This window comes from Paenibacillus sp. MT124 (assembly GCF_058792755.1).
This window is the reverse complement of record NZ_CM179500.1, coordinates 4938178-4954462: the sequence shown is the minus strand read 5'-3', so window position 1 is coordinate 4954462 and position 16285 is coordinate 4938178. Positions and strand designations below refer to the sequence as shown.

13 protein-coding genes are annotated in these 16285 nt (G+C 48.9%); 10 read left to right on the top strand and 3 right to left on the bottom strand.

All coding sequences use genetic code 11. The annotated features are described in order from the left end of the window. The first annotated feature begins 52 nt into the window (after nucleotides 1-52). From AC3RCI_RS22400 to AC3RCI_RS22385, 4 genes are all read left to right on the top strand, one after another. Nucleotides 53-1486, top strand: coding sequence for a glycoside hydrolase family 1 protein (locus AC3RCI_RS22400; RefSeq protein ID WP_492526495.1), 1434 nt, complete (start codon nucleotides 53-55; stop codon nucleotides 1484-1486). Nucleotides 1487-1677: 191 nt separating this feature from the next. Next, nucleotides 1678-2820 carry a GerAB/ArcD/ProY family transporter gene (locus AC3RCI_RS22395; RefSeq protein WP_492526493.1) on the top strand — a complete coding sequence of 381 codons (1143 nt, stop codon included), beginning with the start codon at nucleotides 1678-1680 and terminating at the stop codon, nucleotides 2818-2820. Beyond that, nucleotides 2817-4316 carry a spore germination protein gene (locus AC3RCI_RS22390; RefSeq protein WP_492526491.1) on the top strand — a complete coding sequence of 500 codons (1500 nt, stop codon included), beginning with the start codon at nucleotides 2817-2819 and terminating at the stop codon, nucleotides 4314-4316. The genes AC3RCI_RS22395 and AC3RCI_RS22390 overlap by 4 nt, the downstream gene beginning before the upstream one ends. 4 nt (nucleotides 4317-4320) lie before the next feature. Further along, nucleotides 4321-5442 (top strand): Ger(x)C family spore germination protein, encoded by a 1122-nt coding sequence (locus AC3RCI_RS22385; RefSeq protein ID WP_492526489.1) that lies wholly within the window; start codon nucleotides 4321-4323, stop codon nucleotides 5440-5442. A gap of 70 nt (nucleotides 5443-5512) precedes the next feature. Here AC3RCI_RS22385 and AC3RCI_RS22380 read toward each other — a convergent pair whose 3' ends face one another. The 3 genes from AC3RCI_RS22380 to AC3RCI_RS22370 all read right to left on the bottom strand — a co-directional run bounded on the left by AC3RCI_RS22380 (nucleotide 5513) and on the right by AC3RCI_RS22370 (nucleotide 7672). After that, the gene (locus AC3RCI_RS22380; protein ID WP_127538700.1) at nucleotides 5513-6181 is read right to left on the bottom strand and encodes a phosphatase PAP2 family protein; all 669 of its coding nucleotides are present in this window, start codon (nucleotides 6179-6181) and stop codon (nucleotides 5513-5515) included. Between the two features lie 114 nt (nucleotides 6182-6295). Continuing rightward, nucleotides 6296-7072, bottom strand: coding sequence for an AraC family ligand binding domain-containing protein (locus AC3RCI_RS22375; protein WP_127538701.1), 777 nt, complete (start codon nucleotides 7070-7072; stop codon nucleotides 6296-6298). A gap of 18 nt (nucleotides 7073-7090) precedes the next feature. Further along, the gene (locus tag AC3RCI_RS22370; RefSeq protein ID WP_127538702.1) at nucleotides 7091-7672 is read right to left on the bottom strand and encodes a LysE family translocator; all 582 of its coding nucleotides are present in this window, start codon (nucleotides 7670-7672) and stop codon (nucleotides 7091-7093) included. 207 nt (nucleotides 7673-7879) lie between these two features. Between AC3RCI_RS22370 and AC3RCI_RS22365 the strand changes: the two genes are divergently transcribed. The 6 genes from AC3RCI_RS22365 (at nucleotide 7880) to mmsB (ending at nucleotide 16250) form a co-directional block, all read left to right on the top strand. Further along, nucleotides 7880-8887 carry a substrate-binding domain-containing protein gene (locus AC3RCI_RS22365; protein WP_336780333.1) on the top strand — a complete coding sequence of 336 codons (1008 nt, stop codon included), beginning with the start codon at nucleotides 7880-7882 and terminating at the stop codon, nucleotides 8885-8887. 88 nt (nucleotides 8888-8975) lie between these two features. Continuing rightward, a complete protein-coding gene (locus AC3RCI_RS22360) occupies nucleotides 8976-10832 on the top strand; it encodes a cache domain-containing sensor histidine kinase (RefSeq protein ID WP_419719992.1) in 1857 nt (618 codons plus the stop codon). Beyond that, nucleotides 10829-12148 (top strand): response regulator, encoded by a 1320-nt coding sequence (locus tag AC3RCI_RS22355; RefSeq protein ID WP_492526487.1) that lies wholly within the window; start codon nucleotides 10829-10831, stop codon nucleotides 12146-12148. The genes AC3RCI_RS22360 and AC3RCI_RS22355 overlap by 4 nt, the downstream gene beginning before the upstream one ends. A gap of 297 nt (nucleotides 12149-12445) precedes the next feature. Next, a complete protein-coding gene (gene chvE / locus AC3RCI_RS22350) occupies nucleotides 12446-13531 on the top strand; it encodes a multiple monosaccharide ABC transporter substrate-binding protein (RefSeq protein WP_095289592.1) in 1086 nt (361 codons plus the stop codon). A 21-nt stretch (nucleotides 13532-13552) separates the two neighbouring features. Beyond that, nucleotides 13553-15103, top strand: a complete 1551-nt coding sequence (mmsA, locus tag AC3RCI_RS22345; protein WP_492471871.1) for a multiple monosaccharide ABC transporter ATP-binding protein — start codon at nucleotides 13553-13555, stop codon at nucleotides 15101-15103. After that, nucleotides 15087-16250, top strand: coding sequence for a multiple monosaccharide ABC transporter permease (gene mmsB, locus AC3RCI_RS22340; protein ID WP_095359718.1), 1164 nt, complete (start codon nucleotides 15087-15089; stop codon nucleotides 16248-16250). Before mmsA ends, mmsB begins: the two co-directional genes overlap by 17 nt. Nucleotides 16251-16285 lie beyond the last annotated feature (35 nt).

The window sequence follows — 16285 nt, the reverse complement described above, 5'->3', positions numbered from 1 at the left end:
GTGCTACACTGGTATTATAGTGTTAAGCAGCTTATTCATAGGAGGACTTGTCATGAAAATGAAAGATGGATTTTACTGGGGCGGCGCAACGGCTGCCAATCAATTCGAAGGCGGATGGAATCAGGGCGGCAAAGGCCCGAGCACATCCGATATGATGACAGGCGGTACCCATACGACTCCGCGGCGGATTACGCCAGTACTTGAAGAAGGCACGTATTACCCGAGCCATGAGGCTGTAGACTTTTACGGACATTACAAAGAAGATATTGCCTTGATGGCAGAGATGGGTTTCAAAATGTTCCGCATGTCCATCAATTGGTCCCGGATCTATCCAAACGGTTACGATCTGGAGCCAAATGAAGAGGGATTGCAGTTCTATGATCAAGTTTTTGCCGAACTGAAAAAATATAACATTGAACCGTTGGTAACCATCTCTCACTATGAGACACCATTTGGTTTGACGCAAAAATACAACGGATGGGCTTCGCGTGAAGTGATTGATTGTTACCTCCGTTATTGTACAACCCTGTTCACTCGCTATAAGGACCAGGTGAAATATTGGCTGACATTCAACGAGATCAACTGTCTGACCATGCCGATGGGCGCATATATGGCGGCGGGTATTCTGTTTGAAGGAAAAGAAACGTTGACAGATGGCATCGACGATCCGCAGACTCGCTTCCAGGCATTGCATCATCAGTTCGTGGCGAGCGCAAAGGCCGTCAAGCTTGGACATGAGATTAACCCCGACTTCCAAATCGGCTGTATGGTTGCGTTCATGACAGCCTATCCGAACACGTGTAATCCGGATGACATTTTGCTTGCACAGAAGAAGGATCAGCTTTCAAACATGATCTGTGGGGACGTGCAAGTGAGAGGAGCGTACCCTGGTTTCGCCAAACGTTTCTTCGCAGAGCAGGGCATTCAGATCGAGATGCAGCCGGAAGATGAGCAAACCCTGCGTGAGGGCTGCGTGGACTTCTACTCCTTCAGCTATTATATGTCCTTGGTTGAAAGTGCGGACGAGTCCTTGGAGAGAGCCGAAGGCAACCTGCTGGGCGGGATCAAAAATCCGTACCTGGAAGCTTCCGACTGGGGCTGGCAGATTGATCCGAAAGGATTGCGTTACACGCTGAATCATCTCTATGATCGCTATCAGGTGCCATTGATGGTCGTTGAGAACGGTCTGGGTGCAGTCGATGTGGTAGAAGAAGATGGCACCATTCAGGATGACTATCGCATTGATTATTTGAGAGGTCATATTGAGCAAATGAAAGAAGCAGTCGCGGATGGGGTGGAGCTCATTGCCTACACGATGTGGGGATGTATTGACCTCGTCAGCGCATCGACCGGAGAGATGAAGAAGCGTTACGGCTTCATTCATGTCAACAAGGATAATGATGGAAATGGTGATCTGAGCAGAACACCGAAGAAGAGCTTCCACTGGTACAAAAAAGTCATTGAATCCAATGGCGAAGAACTATAATGAATTGCCGATAAAAAGAGATGTCGTACCCGCTTGTTCCCTCTATAGGGAGTAGGCGGGTATTTGCTTTTGAATAAAATCTCGAATAATTTACATACTTAACTCAGAGACTGAGCATAAGTGAAGGTAAAACGCTAGCAGTGATTTTTTTCAGCAGATTCATATGTTCGTTCAGAAAAGGGGAGATCTCTGTGAACACTTCCGGGAATCGCTACAGCATGTCACCCATTCATCTGTATTTTGTGCTCTATGTAAGTTTGGTTGGCGTGGGTTTAATGAATTTTCAATATAAAATGCTGCGCGGCGCGGAGAAAGATGGATGGATCAGCATTTTGGCCGCCGCTGTCATGATCTCCATCATCCTAAAAATGATGTTTGTCCTGCTGTCACGCCAATCCCCCGGTCATTCCTCTCTCGTTCACATCAACAGGCGGTATTGGGGCCGAATCGCGGGTTCAGTCCTGAATTGGATCTTTATTTTATATTTTCTGCTGGGAGCTTTTGTAGCCTATCGCTCCTATATTCATATCATCCAGCTGTGGATTCTTCCCACACAAAATAATTGGCTGCTGGGCATCGTGGTTCTGCTGCTTGTCTATTACTGTGTGTCGGGCGGCATTCAGTCGGTCACCGGGATGTGCCTCTGGGGCACCCTCTTCATCCTAGTATTTGTCTTCCCGCAGACGTTCCTGATCTCTTCCTATCTTCATCCACGAAACCTTCTTCCTGTGCTGGATCACGATGTCACTTCCATATGGATGTCCACACGGGATATGCTTCATGAATTTATCGGCTGCGGCATTCTGCTGGTCGTATATCCCTACATCAAGACGCCAGGTCGCTCCCTCAAATGGGCTTATCTCGCCTTAGTTACAGCGGCTATAGTGTATCTGGTTTTCTTTATCTATTCCTTCATGTACTTCAATCATGGACAGATGAAGGAACATTTGTGGCCTACCCTGAGCATGATCAGCATTATTGAAATGCCTTTGATCCAGCGGATGGAGTATCTGGTGTTATCCTTTTGGCTGTTAAAGATTCTGTCCATCATCACGTTGGGGCTATGGGCAGCATGTCATTGTTTGAAACTGGAGAGATCGATCAAGCCCAGTCTCGGACTGAAACTCGCCATTATCCTTTTTGCTATTCTTTTATTTGTTGTTAAAGACACCGTGAATATTGATATGGTCACCGAGATATACACCAGAACGGGGGAAGTATTGATTTTGTTATATGTCCCGCTTCTGTTTATCATCTCCCTGATCCGCAAGAATCTGGGGGGCTCTACCGGACATCAGGATATGCCGGACCAGCCCAAAGGAGAGGAAGCATGAATTCACCTGCCAGTGACAACCAACAGATGTCCAGTACATCTCATGACCCACTCGATCCATGCCGTCGCTCTGATGATTTTATCATAAGTACGATGACCGTCTCAGGACTGGCCCTTGAAGTCTGCTACTATAAAACGCTGGTGGACAGCCATCTCCTTGAAGTAGCTATCCACTCCTTGCAGGAACGCATCCCTTCAAGCGAAGAAGTGAATTTGCATGAGGCGCTCTTGCATATTCCCATAGAGGAAACGAGCCTTACCGATCAAGGCGAGGAAATGGTCAAATCCCTTCTTCAAGGCAGTCTGCTAATTCGGGAGTACGGACTGACTCATGAAGCCATTCTGGCTCCCATGCCAGGCAAGGAAGGGATACGAAGTGATAACGACACGGAAAATGAATTTAGCGTAATCGGACCCAAGGTCGGATTCGTCGAGGCATTGCCGGTTAACCTGCATCTGATCCGTACACAGCTGCGGACACCTAATCTGATCATCAAGGAAATGACACTGGGCTCCTTGTCCCAATCCCAAGTGGCCATTCTGTATATGGATGGTATTGCTCATCCCGAGAACGTCAGCCGGATGGAGAACAGACTGAAGGGAATCGATTTTGATGCTGTCTTGGATACGTCTCAGTTGGATCAACTGATCGCGGATAATTCACTTACGCCGTTCCCTTTGTTTACGACAACAGAACGAAGGGACAGAGTCATCTATGCCCTGATCACCGGGCAGGTTGCCGTCATCAGCGAAGGCTCGCCAAGTTTTATTACAGGGCCATCCACGTTGTTTGATTTTTTTGTATCGCCGGAAGATTATTATCTGCCGTGGGCACTTGGATCTTTTTTTCGCCTGATTCGCATTTTTGGAGTCATTTTCTCGTTGTTTGCCTCAGCCCTCTATGTGGCATTAATGACCTTTCACTATGAGGTCATACCCAAGGAGCTGCTTGGCAAATTGATCTCATCCAGACAAAATGTACCGTTTCCCCCTTTTGTGGAAGCTATATTTCTGGAGACGACGATTGAATTCCTGCGTGAAGCAGGAGCCAGACTGCCGAACCGGATCGGACAAACACTGGGTATTGTTGGCGGGATCATTCTTGGGCAGGCTGCTGTGGAGGCCGCACTTACGAGCAACGTTCTGATCATCATCGTATCCTTGTCTGCACTGGCTTCGTTTGTGACACCGATCTATAAAATGTCCAATGCCATTCGTTTTTTGCGATTTCCGATCATTATACTGGCTGCCATCTGGGGCGCATTCGGGATTGCGATCGGTCTGTGCTTCCTCCTTGTCCATCTGTCGCGATTAAAGTCGTTGGGGTCGCCTTACATGGCTCCTTTTTATCCGATGCGGTTCAGGGATCTGAAAGACAGCCTGATTCGTGCTTCCTATCAACAGACGGATAAGAGGCCAAGCTATTTAAGGCCGCTCTCCTTCATCCGCTACAAGCCGGGAAGGGTTCATCAAACGAATCAACTGGATGAGGAGTGAGCGTATGAAACGTCTATCCAAACGGATCCTTGCCGTAATGTGCGTAATGGGGATGCTGCTGCTCAGCTCCTGCCAGGATACGAGCATTGTAAATGAGATCAGCCTTGTCCTAACTTCCGCATACGATCTGCAAGATAAACAAATTCACAACAGCGTGCTCATCGGTGAGTATACCGAGAAGGACAAGAGTGATGTCGAACTGCTGGAGATCGATTCAACCAACAGCTTCGATGTCATGCCAAGAATGAATATGCAGGCGAAAGAACCTATTGAGTATGGCCAATTAAGAATGATGGTGCTGGGTGAGGACTATGCGAAACACGGGATAGGCGATATTCTGCGCGTGTTAGCCCATAATACCCGGGTATCCAGACGTATGCAGTTTGCCGTAGCGGAAGGAAAGGCACTGGATATCATTAAGGCGTCCATCCCCGCTCATGATCCTCTGTATCTGATGAAATTAATCGAGCAAAACGGCAATTTTGCCAATCTGCCTCACTTCAGTCTGCATCAGACATTGTTCCAATATTTCAGCAAAGGACAGGATATTTATCTCCCTCGTCTTCGTTTGAACGATCAGGATAAAATTATGCTGGGTGGACTTGTGGTTTTCAAAGGGGAAAAAGCTGTACTTCAGCTGAGTGATGAAGAGGGGCTTTGTTTGAAGCTGCTTACGGAGGATGCCAAGAATGGCAAGTTTCTTGCACAGATCAATGAGGTTGAGGGAGCCCAGAAGCCATCGGCCAATACAACAGACAATGATGCCCTAATCAAAATCTTATCTTCCTCCGTGAAGCATCGGTTGGTTTCAGACACGCCAGCAGCAACGCTGGATTCAAAGATTCACATCAGCGCATCCGTGATTAAGGCTTCGCGGAATGATTTTCTGTTATCCGGCAAAGAGATGAAGGAACTGGAAGCCGAAATGAAAAGGCATATGGAAGCTAAAATGAATCAACTGATCCGAAAGTGTCAGAGAGAAAATGTGGATCCGATCGGGTTTGGAGAGTATGTAAGAAGTCGTACCCACCATTGGGACAGTGAAACGTTCTATAAAAATTATGGCTCGATGGATATTCGGGCTCACGTGGACCTGACTCTCGTCCAGGACGGTATCCAGGAATAACTACAGGAAAACCCGCTCTAACCTCAGCTCTGAGGGTGGCGGGTCTTTCATATGTTCTAAATTTGATGTTCTATGTCAGAGGTTTGGAATGAAGCAGGGAGAGCCGCTCCACATAACGCTGATAAAACCAAATGCAAATGGCCAGCCAGCTGCCGCTCAGAAAGTAACCTCCGGCAATATCACTGGGATAGTGCACACCCAGATAAACCCGGCTCATGCCAATGGTCAAAATAAAGGCTGCACTGACGATAATCATGATTACCCGACCTGTTGCCGTGGGGATATGTTTCCAGATCAAAAAGGCCAGTCCACCATACAGGCTGAATGCTGCCATTGAGTGTCCGCTTGGGAAGCTGTATCCGCTTGCTTCGATAATGCGGTGAATGGTGGGTCTGGCACGCTGAAATGCCAGTTTCAACAGGGTGTTTAGCAGCGTGGAACCTGCAATGACTGCTGCCAAAAACAGAAGTTCCCTTCGGTGTCCCAGGAAAAGATATAAAACCAACATGGAAATGATCGTAATGATGATCACAGGCCATCCGCTGCCAATCCAGGTGAACACCTGCATCCACTTGGTCATTCCGGGAGCTTCCATCCCTTGTATCCATCCAATCAGGTTATCATCAAACCGGTGGATCTGGTTATCACTGATAGACAGGGCAATCAGTGCAAATACGGTAAGGCTCAATGCTGCAAGGAGCAGCGGGATAGAGAAGGCCTTTTTCCCTTGCTGTTTCAAATGTCATGTTCCTCCAGGATGTCTGAATTTCATATGTTGGGCCGCCAGCCATACGATATGGATATTATGCTATCATTTCACCTTAAATATAGCTTGAACAAAAAGATTAGCGCCTCAGTTCAGTTGAAGCATATATTCATACGCGGTAACACCGAAGACACGCTTAAAATGTCTGTTCAAATGCGTAAGATCGACGAATCCGCATTCGGCTACCGCGGAGTAGACATCCTTGTGCTTCTCTATGGCCTGCCGGGCATGTTCAACCTTGCAGTTCAGGAAGAACTGGTAGGGTGATATGCCGGCATGTGACTTGAATTCCCGGATAAACTGAAACTTGGACATATTGAATTCGGTACAGAGATCATCCAGTTTCAGCACATCATCGAACCTGCTGAACATCATTTCTTTGGCCTTTCGGACAAGCCCGTCACCAGGTCCGGGAATGTGAGTATCAATCTCCGACCGGGACAGCAGATGTACGAGGCTGAAGAGCAGTTCACTGCATTTGGCTTCATCTTGCCCACTCTGAACGGCATGGTTCAGCATGAGAATACTTCGTGCCAGCTGCGGATCATAGACAATGGGAGTGGAGAAACGCAATTCCTTTTTCCCCAGAATGTCTTCTACCACTTCCGGCTTCAGATACAACATGACATAGTCGATACCAGCCTTGTCGTAAGAACTGCCATCATGGGACTGCTCCCGATTAAACAGCATGACACCGTTCTGGTGGGAAGCCTGATAATGACCATCCAGATGGTACTGCTGGATACCGCGCAGCGTTACACCAACCGCATATTCCTCGTGACAGTGCTTCTTATACGTAAAATCCGTAAAACTGGCCGAAAGGGCCAGGACATCAGACGACTTCTTATAATTGAACAGCTCCACTCCATGCATACCTCCAATCTAGATGAGTCCCGATACCATAATGGCTGAGTATACCAAAAAGAGAGCCATCACGATACTAAAAGCTTTTTGATGATCATGCAAAAATTGCCTGAACACAGAGCCGAAAACAACCCAGCTGGTAAAGGCCAAAAATCCAATCAAAGTGATAAGACAGACAAACAGCATCGTTGACAGCGAGGTGTCATAATAAGGCAGCACATAGCTGGGGATGACGGTGAACGTGAACAGAATTACCTTCGGATTCACAAACTGCATAATTAAACCGCTCACAAATCCGGTTGCTTGCTTCGGTGCCTCCTCGGAAGATCCCATCTTGTAGATCTGATAGGCGAGGTACAGCATATACAGGCTGCCAACGATCTGCATCACATGAAGAAGACTGGGCAAGATGCCGGCCAGAAGATGATTGAGGAAAGCCGATGCGGCAAGCAGCAACCCAAATGCCACGGTGGCTCCCCACACATAATGCATGGTTTTGCGTGCACCCGCGTGCTGGACAGAAGATAAAATGACAATATTGCTGGGTCCTGGCGTAAAGGTAACCACAATGCAATAAATCAAAAAAGATGTAAGGTTCATCGTTTCATAGTGCCTCCCCGGGTTGTAGTTTCATGATCATACTGCGGGAATGGGGGAACCGATAGTACATTATTGCAGCAGCACAACCTGAGATCGAAAGTATGAAGATACTTTGGTTGGAGAGGAAAGCGGTTTCTTTTTTGCGTGTTTGCGTTTACAATTTAAGCGAAACACAAGTGGACAGATCTCAAGGATGTGAAAACGAATATGAAAAAGACATTGCTGGTCTACATTTTGCTTATCTCGGCTTTTGCACTGTATGTACTCAGGTATGAATACTCAAGCGAAGCGAATGGCTCTTGGGAAGCCAAGGGACTGCGTGGAGATATTGGTGAAACATACATCATGATTACATTTCAGTCCGGCTTGGAATATTGGAAAAGTGTGCTCAAAGGCTTCGAGGATGCGGGGGATGCGCTCGGAGTAACCGTGGAGTATCGGGGAGCTACCCGATATGACCCGAAGGAACAGACGACGATCATTGAGCAAGCGATTGCACGGAAACCGGCAGGCATCGCTATCTCCGCCATTGACCCGCAGTCGCTTATTCCTGTGATTAACAAAGCATTGGATGCAGGGATTCCGGTGGTTTTGTTTGATGCGGATGCCCCGGACAGCAGGGCCTATTCTTTTCTCGGCACGGACAATTATCAAGCAGGGGTGACTGCTGCAGACAAAATGGCCGAGCTTCTGGGCCGGGAGGGAGAAGTCGCCGTTCTGACCATGCCGGGACAGCAAAATCATGAGGAGCGAACGGAAGGGTTCCGTAATACCATCCGTGATCGGTACCCTTCCATGAAGGTTGTTGAAGTCGCGGACGGGCACGGAGATGCAATGAAATCGAGGGATGAAGCTCTTCGAATGATGAAGACATATCCGGAGCTCGGCGGTATTTTTGTAACCGAAGCTACGGGAGCAGCGGGCGTTGGTGAAGCGGTTCAGAATGGGGATGCAGGTTATCCGCTACAGATCATATCCTTTGATACCAATAAAGCTACACTGGACATGATCAAGAGCGGCACAATCTCTGCAACGATCGCACAAGGAACCTGGAACATGGGTTACTGGTCCCTTCAATACCTGTTTCATTTGCACCACCAACTCACCGTACCTGCACCGTCTTCTTCGGATGAAAATGCACCGCTGCCGGTTAGGGTGGATACCGGAATCTCTGTCGTGACACGATCGAATGTAGATGATTACTATGCCAAATAAAACAGAACATCGTTCTCGAATGCCCCTCGGCTGGAAGAAAATTCGTTTCTGGATGAAGAGCGGATTGCAGAGACTGCGATTGCGTAATATGCCACTGCGCTATCAGCTGATGCTGCTCTTTTTGCTCTTTGCAATCGTTCCTTCAGTGGGACTCGGACTGCTGGTGAACTGGACAGTGGAACGGATTGTTGAGAGGCAGGTCGAGGGACACACGATGCAGCTAATCGGCAAAGTCAATGAAGCACTTGACAGCAAGATGGAGAATTTGCAAAACATGACCTATCTGATTGCGTTTGACCCGGATATCCGTGCGTTCATGGAAGGGAAAACGGAGTTTGACGGTCATACAGGAGCAGCCGTATCCGGTGGCGATTCGAATCAGTCCAAAGATCAGGAACAACTGTATGGGATCAAGCAGTTTTTGCAAGGATTCACGACATTGTATCCGGAAATTGCAGGAATTGTCCTTGTGAATGGAAACGGAGATTACATTAGCAACGAGATGTACCCGAAAACCAATCAGAGCCTGGTTCAGGAGGAGTGGTACCAAGGTGCATCCCGGAATGCCGGCATTTTTACTGTTCTGGGTCAACCGAGACAGCGTAACATCACGACACATGTTCGGTATAAGGATAGTGAAATTGTGTCTGTTGCACGTTCCATCACGGATGAAACATCAGGACGCGTGCTCGGTGTCATTATGATTGACCTGAAACTGCGTACCGTATCTCAGGCCGCCAGGGATGTAACGCTGGGGAAATCCGGATATGTGATGGTGACCGATGCAGAAGGGCGAAGTGTCTATATGCCGGATAACCCACTTGTTGAGCAGATCCCATCCGCGTGGTTCCCATCCGCGGATAGCGGAATATTTAACGCTGAAGCGGATGGGAAGGAGTTGTTATTCATGTACCAGTCTTCCTCGTTTACAGGATGGAGAACTGTAGGGGTATTCCCGGCAAGGGAATCGATCGCTGAAGTTCGCCAGATCCAGTTTTACGTCGTCAGTTTTGTGTTCGTGGTCTGTCTCTTTGGTCTGAGCGCTTCCCTGCGGTTCTCCAGTTCCATTGCTCAACCGATTTTCCGGTTAATGTCTTATATGCGCAGGGCGGAAACGGGAAATCTCAGATCGGGCCGCTGGAGCGATCGTGCTGATGAAATCGGCATGCTGGGCAGAAGTTTTAACCGAATGCTGGCACGGATCCGGCAGCTCATGTCTCTTAATGAATTACGGGAGAGGCAAAAACGGGATGCTGAAATGCGAAGCCTGCAGGAGCATATCAAACCACATTTTTTATATAACACCCTGGATACGATCCATTGGATGGCACAGAGGAAAGGTGTGGACGATGTATCCGAGATGGTGGGAGCCCTGTCCAGACTGTTTCGTATCGGGCTCAGCAAAGGCAATGATTTCATTCCCTTGAAATCCGAGGTTGAACATATATCCAGTTATCTGCAAATTCAGCAGACCCGGTACCGGAATCGACTTCAATGTGAGCTGGTGATTCCGGAGGAGCTGAAGGAGCTGTTCGTGCTTAAGCTGGTGCTGCAGCCTATTGTGGAAAATGCCATCTATCACGGGATTAAGGGCAGACGAGGTCCGGGTAAGATTCGAATTGAGGCCAAAGTACAAGATCATAAGCTGTATCTGACGGTACAGGATGATGGCGCCGGGATGTCCAGCGAGCGGCTGCACGAGATGGCGCAGCTGCTCGGTACGCCCCTGGAAAGCATGGAAACACAGGAAGCCGGTCAGGGCGGCAAAAGCTATGGCATGCTGAATGTACAGGCACGCCTTCGGCTTTCTTTTGGAGAAGAATATGGGATCAGTTTGAATAGTCGGGAAGGTGAAGGGACTTGTGTCACCATCACTCAGCCGTTGATGAAAGAACTTCCACAAGCGTTGCAATTCGATACTGAAGGAAGGCGGGATAGTCAATGAAGGAAGCAATGATCCAAGCAGCTTGGACAGAACCAGAGACGGAGAGTACAGCAGCATCAGTGGCTGCAGCCCAGACATTGCAGTCGGCCCCGCGTTACCAAGTGCTGATCGCAGATGATGAACCGATTATTCGCGAAGGCATTCGGGATGCCATTGACTGGGAATCGCTTGGCATGGAGGTTGCCTGTGAAGCGGAGGACGGCGAGGAAGCACTGGAGCTGGCTGTCCAGTTCGGTATTGATATCATTCTAGTGGATATGAACATGCCATTTCTGAACGGCATTGATCTGATCCGTCGCCTTCAGGATGAGTGTCCGGATTGCCGCTGCCTCATCATCTCCGGGCATGATGAATTCGCTTATGCCCAAGAGGCTGTGCGGCTTGGCGTGGAGGATTACATTCTTAAGCCGGTAGATGCAGAGCGGCTGCACACTGCACTTATGCGCCTGAAACAGCGGATGGATGAAGAACGCAGACGTACGGCCTACGTCAAGCAGGCTGCCGACCAGATCGAACGCAATATTCCGCTGCTGCGACAGCGTTTTTGTCTGGAGTGGCTGGAAGGACGGGCGGAAGGAAAAGATCTGACAGAGCAGCTTGCGTTCCTGCGCCTGCCATCGGATCCGCCTGTGCAGATCGGGGTCGTCCGCTGGCCTGCGGCCGAAGCACGGCAGTCCCTTATGCGAGAGAATGATCGTCAATTGTTTCTTTTTGCCGTAGAAAATATTATCGGTGAGCTGCTGGGAGATCTTCCCCATGTCCTGTTCCGGGACCCGAATGGATTAATTGGCTTCTGTCTATGGCAGACAGCTCCGGAAGAACTGGATTGCACCATTGAACAGCAAATTAGTACCTGTCTGAATATTGCTGTTCATGCTCATGTGGAGCAGAATACAGGTGCATTGGAGGAAGTCCCGAGTGCTTACCGGTTATGCCGTGAGCTTATCTATGGGGAAGCCCGCTTATCTCCGCTGGTGCGCAGAGCTCGGCAGATCATTCATGAAGGGTACGCGGATCGGGAATTGACACTGGAATCGCTCGCTTCGCGTCTGCAAGTCTCCTCGGTATATCTCAGCCGGGTGCTCAAGAAAGAGTTAAACGATACATTCGTAACCCTGGTCACACATGCCCGCATCCGCAAAGCAGTCCAGCTACTGGATTCAACGGCACTGCCTATCCACAGCATTGCAGAACGGGTCGGTTACGATACCCAGCACTATTTCAGCACGGCGTTCAAGAAAGTGATGGGCATTTCACCCGCACAGTATCGGAAGGATGGGGGCACAGGGCAGAGTGCCTCCGCAGACCGGGTGTAGCATCATTAGTATGACCAATACCACGGAGTTGCTCTGCTTCTTTCGGAGAAGCGGATCAGCTCTTTTTTTTGTCCAGTGATGAACGGGATTCAAAGAAAGGGATGCTGCACTCCTCCTGATTAGACAAAAGTTAAATTTTTATAAAAAAGGTTTAAAAGCTGCAAAGACCGTTCAAACCTCACAATGCTACGATGGGATCAGGCAAAAACAGAAGGCAATAGAAGTTCATTTCAACATTGTAAGCGTTATCTTATAATTCATTCAGATGCGCATGATTTGAGGAAAGGGGAACTTGATATGAAAAAAGGAGCAGTGATGATCTGGCTTCTGGTGATGACCTTGATGTTATCGGCATGCAATCTGGCTGAGAGCGGAACAGGCAGCAAGGAAAAAGGATATGTAGGCATCTCCATGCCAACGAAATCGTCCGAGCGCTGGGTCGGCGACGGAGAGAACATGGTCCGTCTATTTCAGGAACAAGGGTATAAGACGGATCTGCAGTACGCTGAGGACGTGGTCGAAAATCAGATTTCACAGATTGAGAACATGATCACCAAGGGAGTGGATGTGATGGTCATTGCATCCGTGGATGGCAATACACTGACGGATGTAATCAAGAAGGCTCACGATGAGGGAATTCAAGTCATATCATACGACCGCCTGATCCGGAACACGCCTTATCTCACGTATTATGCGACGTTCGACAACTTCAAGGTCGGGGTGCTGCAGGCTTCCTACATTGAGCAGAAGCTTGGCCTCAAGGAAGGCAAAGGACCATTCAACATTGAGCTGTTTGGCGGCTCACCCGATGACAACAATGCGTACTTCTTCTTCGACGGCGCAATGTCTGTACTGAAACCCTATATCGATTCCGGCAAGCTTGTGGTACGTAGCAACCAGACCACAATGGCACAGATTGCGACCTTGCGCTGGGATGGAGCACTCGCCCAGTCGAGGATGGATAACCTGCTCAGTGCCTATTACTCTGGAGATAACCTGGATGCAGTGTTGTCCCCATACGACGGAATCAGCATTGGCATCATCTCGTCACTGAAAGGCGTCGGATACGGATCAGAAAGTAAGCCTCTGCCTGTTATTACTGGGCAGGACGCGGAGCTGGCCTCCATCAAATCCATTGTTGCCGGAGAGCAGACACAGACGGTATTCAAGGATACACGCAAGCTCGCGGAGCAGACGGTAGAGATGGCCAATAGTATATTACAAGGAAAACAAGCAGAAGTGAATGACGAAAAATCATATAACAACGGTATTAAAATAATTCCGGCCTATTTGCTGGACCCGATCTCCGTGGACCGGACCAATGTGGAGAAGGACATTGTCGGCTCCAATTATTACACCAAAGAAGAAATCGGACTGAAATAATAATGGAAAGGAGCAAGTCCCATGACCGGAATCATATTGGAAATGAAGGGCATCACCAAAACCTTTCCTGGCGTCAAAGCACTGGAAAACGTCAATCTCAAGATCCGGGAAGGTGAAATTCATTCCCTGTGCGGTGAGAACGGTGCAGGTAAATCCACGCTGATGAAAGTGCTTAGCGGTGTATATCCACATGGAACGTATGAAGGAGATATTTTATTTCAGGGGAAAACCTGCGAGTTCAAAAGCATCAAGCAGAGCGAGGACCTGGGAATCGTCATTATCCATCAGGAGCTCGCACTAATCCCTTACCTGTCCATTGCCGAGAACATCTACCTGGGCAACGAGCGTGCCAGCAAAGGCATCATTGACTGGAAAGAAACATTGGTCGGCACACGTGAATTGCTCTCCAAAGTGGGCTTGAGCGAAAATCCGAACACCCTTGTATCCAACATCGGTGTAGGGAAGCAGCAGCTAGTTGAAATTGCCAAAGCACTTTCCAAAAAGGTTCGTCTGCTCATTCTGGATGAACCGACGGCAGCGCTGAATGAGGACGATAGTGAAAACCTGCTCCAATTAATGCTGGAGTTCAAGAAGCAGGGAATTGCGTGTATTCTGATTTCCCATAAGCTGAACGAGGTGTCCAAGGTATCGGATTCCGTCACGATATTGAGGGATGGCAAGACCATCGAGACGCTGGACATGAGGAAGGATAACGTCACCGAGGACCGGATTATCAGCGGTATGGTGGGCCGTGATCTGACAAGCCGCTATCCCGAGCGTCATGCGGATATTGGTAATGTCATTTTGGAAGTGAAGGATTGGACGGTTTATCACGAGCATCATGCTGATCGCAAAGTGCTGGACCTGGTCAACATGAATATTCGGCGTGGTGAAATCGTCGGCATAGCTGGTCTGATGGGTGCGGGACGCACAGAGCTGGCCATGAGCATATTTGGCAAATCCTATGGACGCAACATATCGGGCCAGCTCATCAAGGATGGCCAACCGATTCAGAACAACAGTGTAACGGAAGCAATTCAGAATGGTTTTGCCTACGTGACAGAGGATCGGAAGGAATACGGACTTATTCTTATGGATGATATCAAACGCAATATTTCACTGACCGGCCTGGGCAAGCTGACCAAAAACGCCGTTGTGAATGAACGTGAAGAAGTGCTGGTTGCCGAAGAGATGAAGAAAAGCATGAATATCAAGGCCCCAAGCATCCTTCAGAAAACCGGCAATCTGAGCGGGGGTAACCAGCAGAAAGTGGTGCTGAGCAAATGGATATTTGCCGGACCGGATATTCTCATTCTGGATGAACCGACCCGCGGAATCGATGTGGGCGCGAAATTCGAGATCTATACGATTATTCACCGGCTTGCTGCTGAGGGCAAGGGCGTGCTGGTCATCTCATCCGAGCTCCCGGAGGTTTTGGGCCTGTGTGACCGGATTTATGTCATGAATGCCGGGCGCATCACGGGAGAAGTCAGCCGCGAGGAAGCGACGCAGGAAACGTTGATGAGATATATGACGAAGTCTGGAGGCGAGAAGCATGGAAATGCTAACTAAACTGTTCAAAAACAATATACGCCAATACGGCATGATTATCGCACTGGTTGTCATTATGATCTTGTTCGAGGTGCTGACTGGTGGGCTCTTGCTGAAGCCGATCAATATTACGAATCTGATTCTGCAGAACAGCTATATCCTGGTGCTCGCCATCGGGATGGTACTGGTCATCATTACAGGACATATTGATCTGTCGGTCGGATCTGTTGCAGCCTTTGTCGGTGCAGTGGCGGCAATTATGATGGTTGACTGGCAGCTTCCAGCCTGGCTGGCAGTGATTGCTTCTTTGCTGGTGGGGGCGTTAATCGGGGCCTGGCAGGGCTTCTGGATCGCATATGTGCGGATTCCGGCCTTTATCGTAACCCTTGCGGGCATGCTGCTCTTCCGCGGCTTGACGATGATTGTGCTGGAGGGCCAGTCCATCTCTCCTTTTCCGGGGGGATTCCAAAAGATTAGCTCCGGGTTCCTGCCTGATATCCAATTCTCAGGTTTCGGTCTCATCTCGATTCTTGTAGGGATTGCGCTTACAATCTGGTATATCGTAAATGAACTGCGGGAACGCCGCTCCCAGCGGAAATACGGATTCGCGGTGGTGTCGCAGGGACTTTTCCTGCTCAAGCTGATTGTGGTGGCTGCGGTAACGAACCTGTTCACCTTCGTACTCGCAAGTTACGCCGGAATTCCGAATATCCTGATCCTGCTGTTTGTTCTGATCGTCGTGTATTCCTTCGTCATGAACCGAACTGTAATGGGACGTCATGTGTATGCACTTGGTGGAAATGAAAAGGCCGCAGGACTATCCGGAGTCAAAACTAAAAAAGTGACGTTCTGGGTATTTGTAAACATGGGTGTGCTCGCTGCTGTATCCGGTCTGATCTTCGCTGCTCGTCTGAATGCGGCTACCCCAAGAGCGGGTACCAACTTCGAACTGGATGCGATTGCTGCCTGCTTTATCGGTGGAGCTTCAGCTTCCGGAGGGATTGGAACCGTGTTTGGAGCGATCATCGGCGGCTTGGTTATGGGGGTACTGAATAACGGGATGTCCCTCATTGGACTGGGCATTGACTGGCAGCAGGGAATTAAAGGTTTGGTGCTTCTGCTTGCCGTAGCCTTCGATATCTATAACAAAAATAAGAGATCGGCATAGATTGATCAAAAAATAGATCATTTCATTTCATCGAT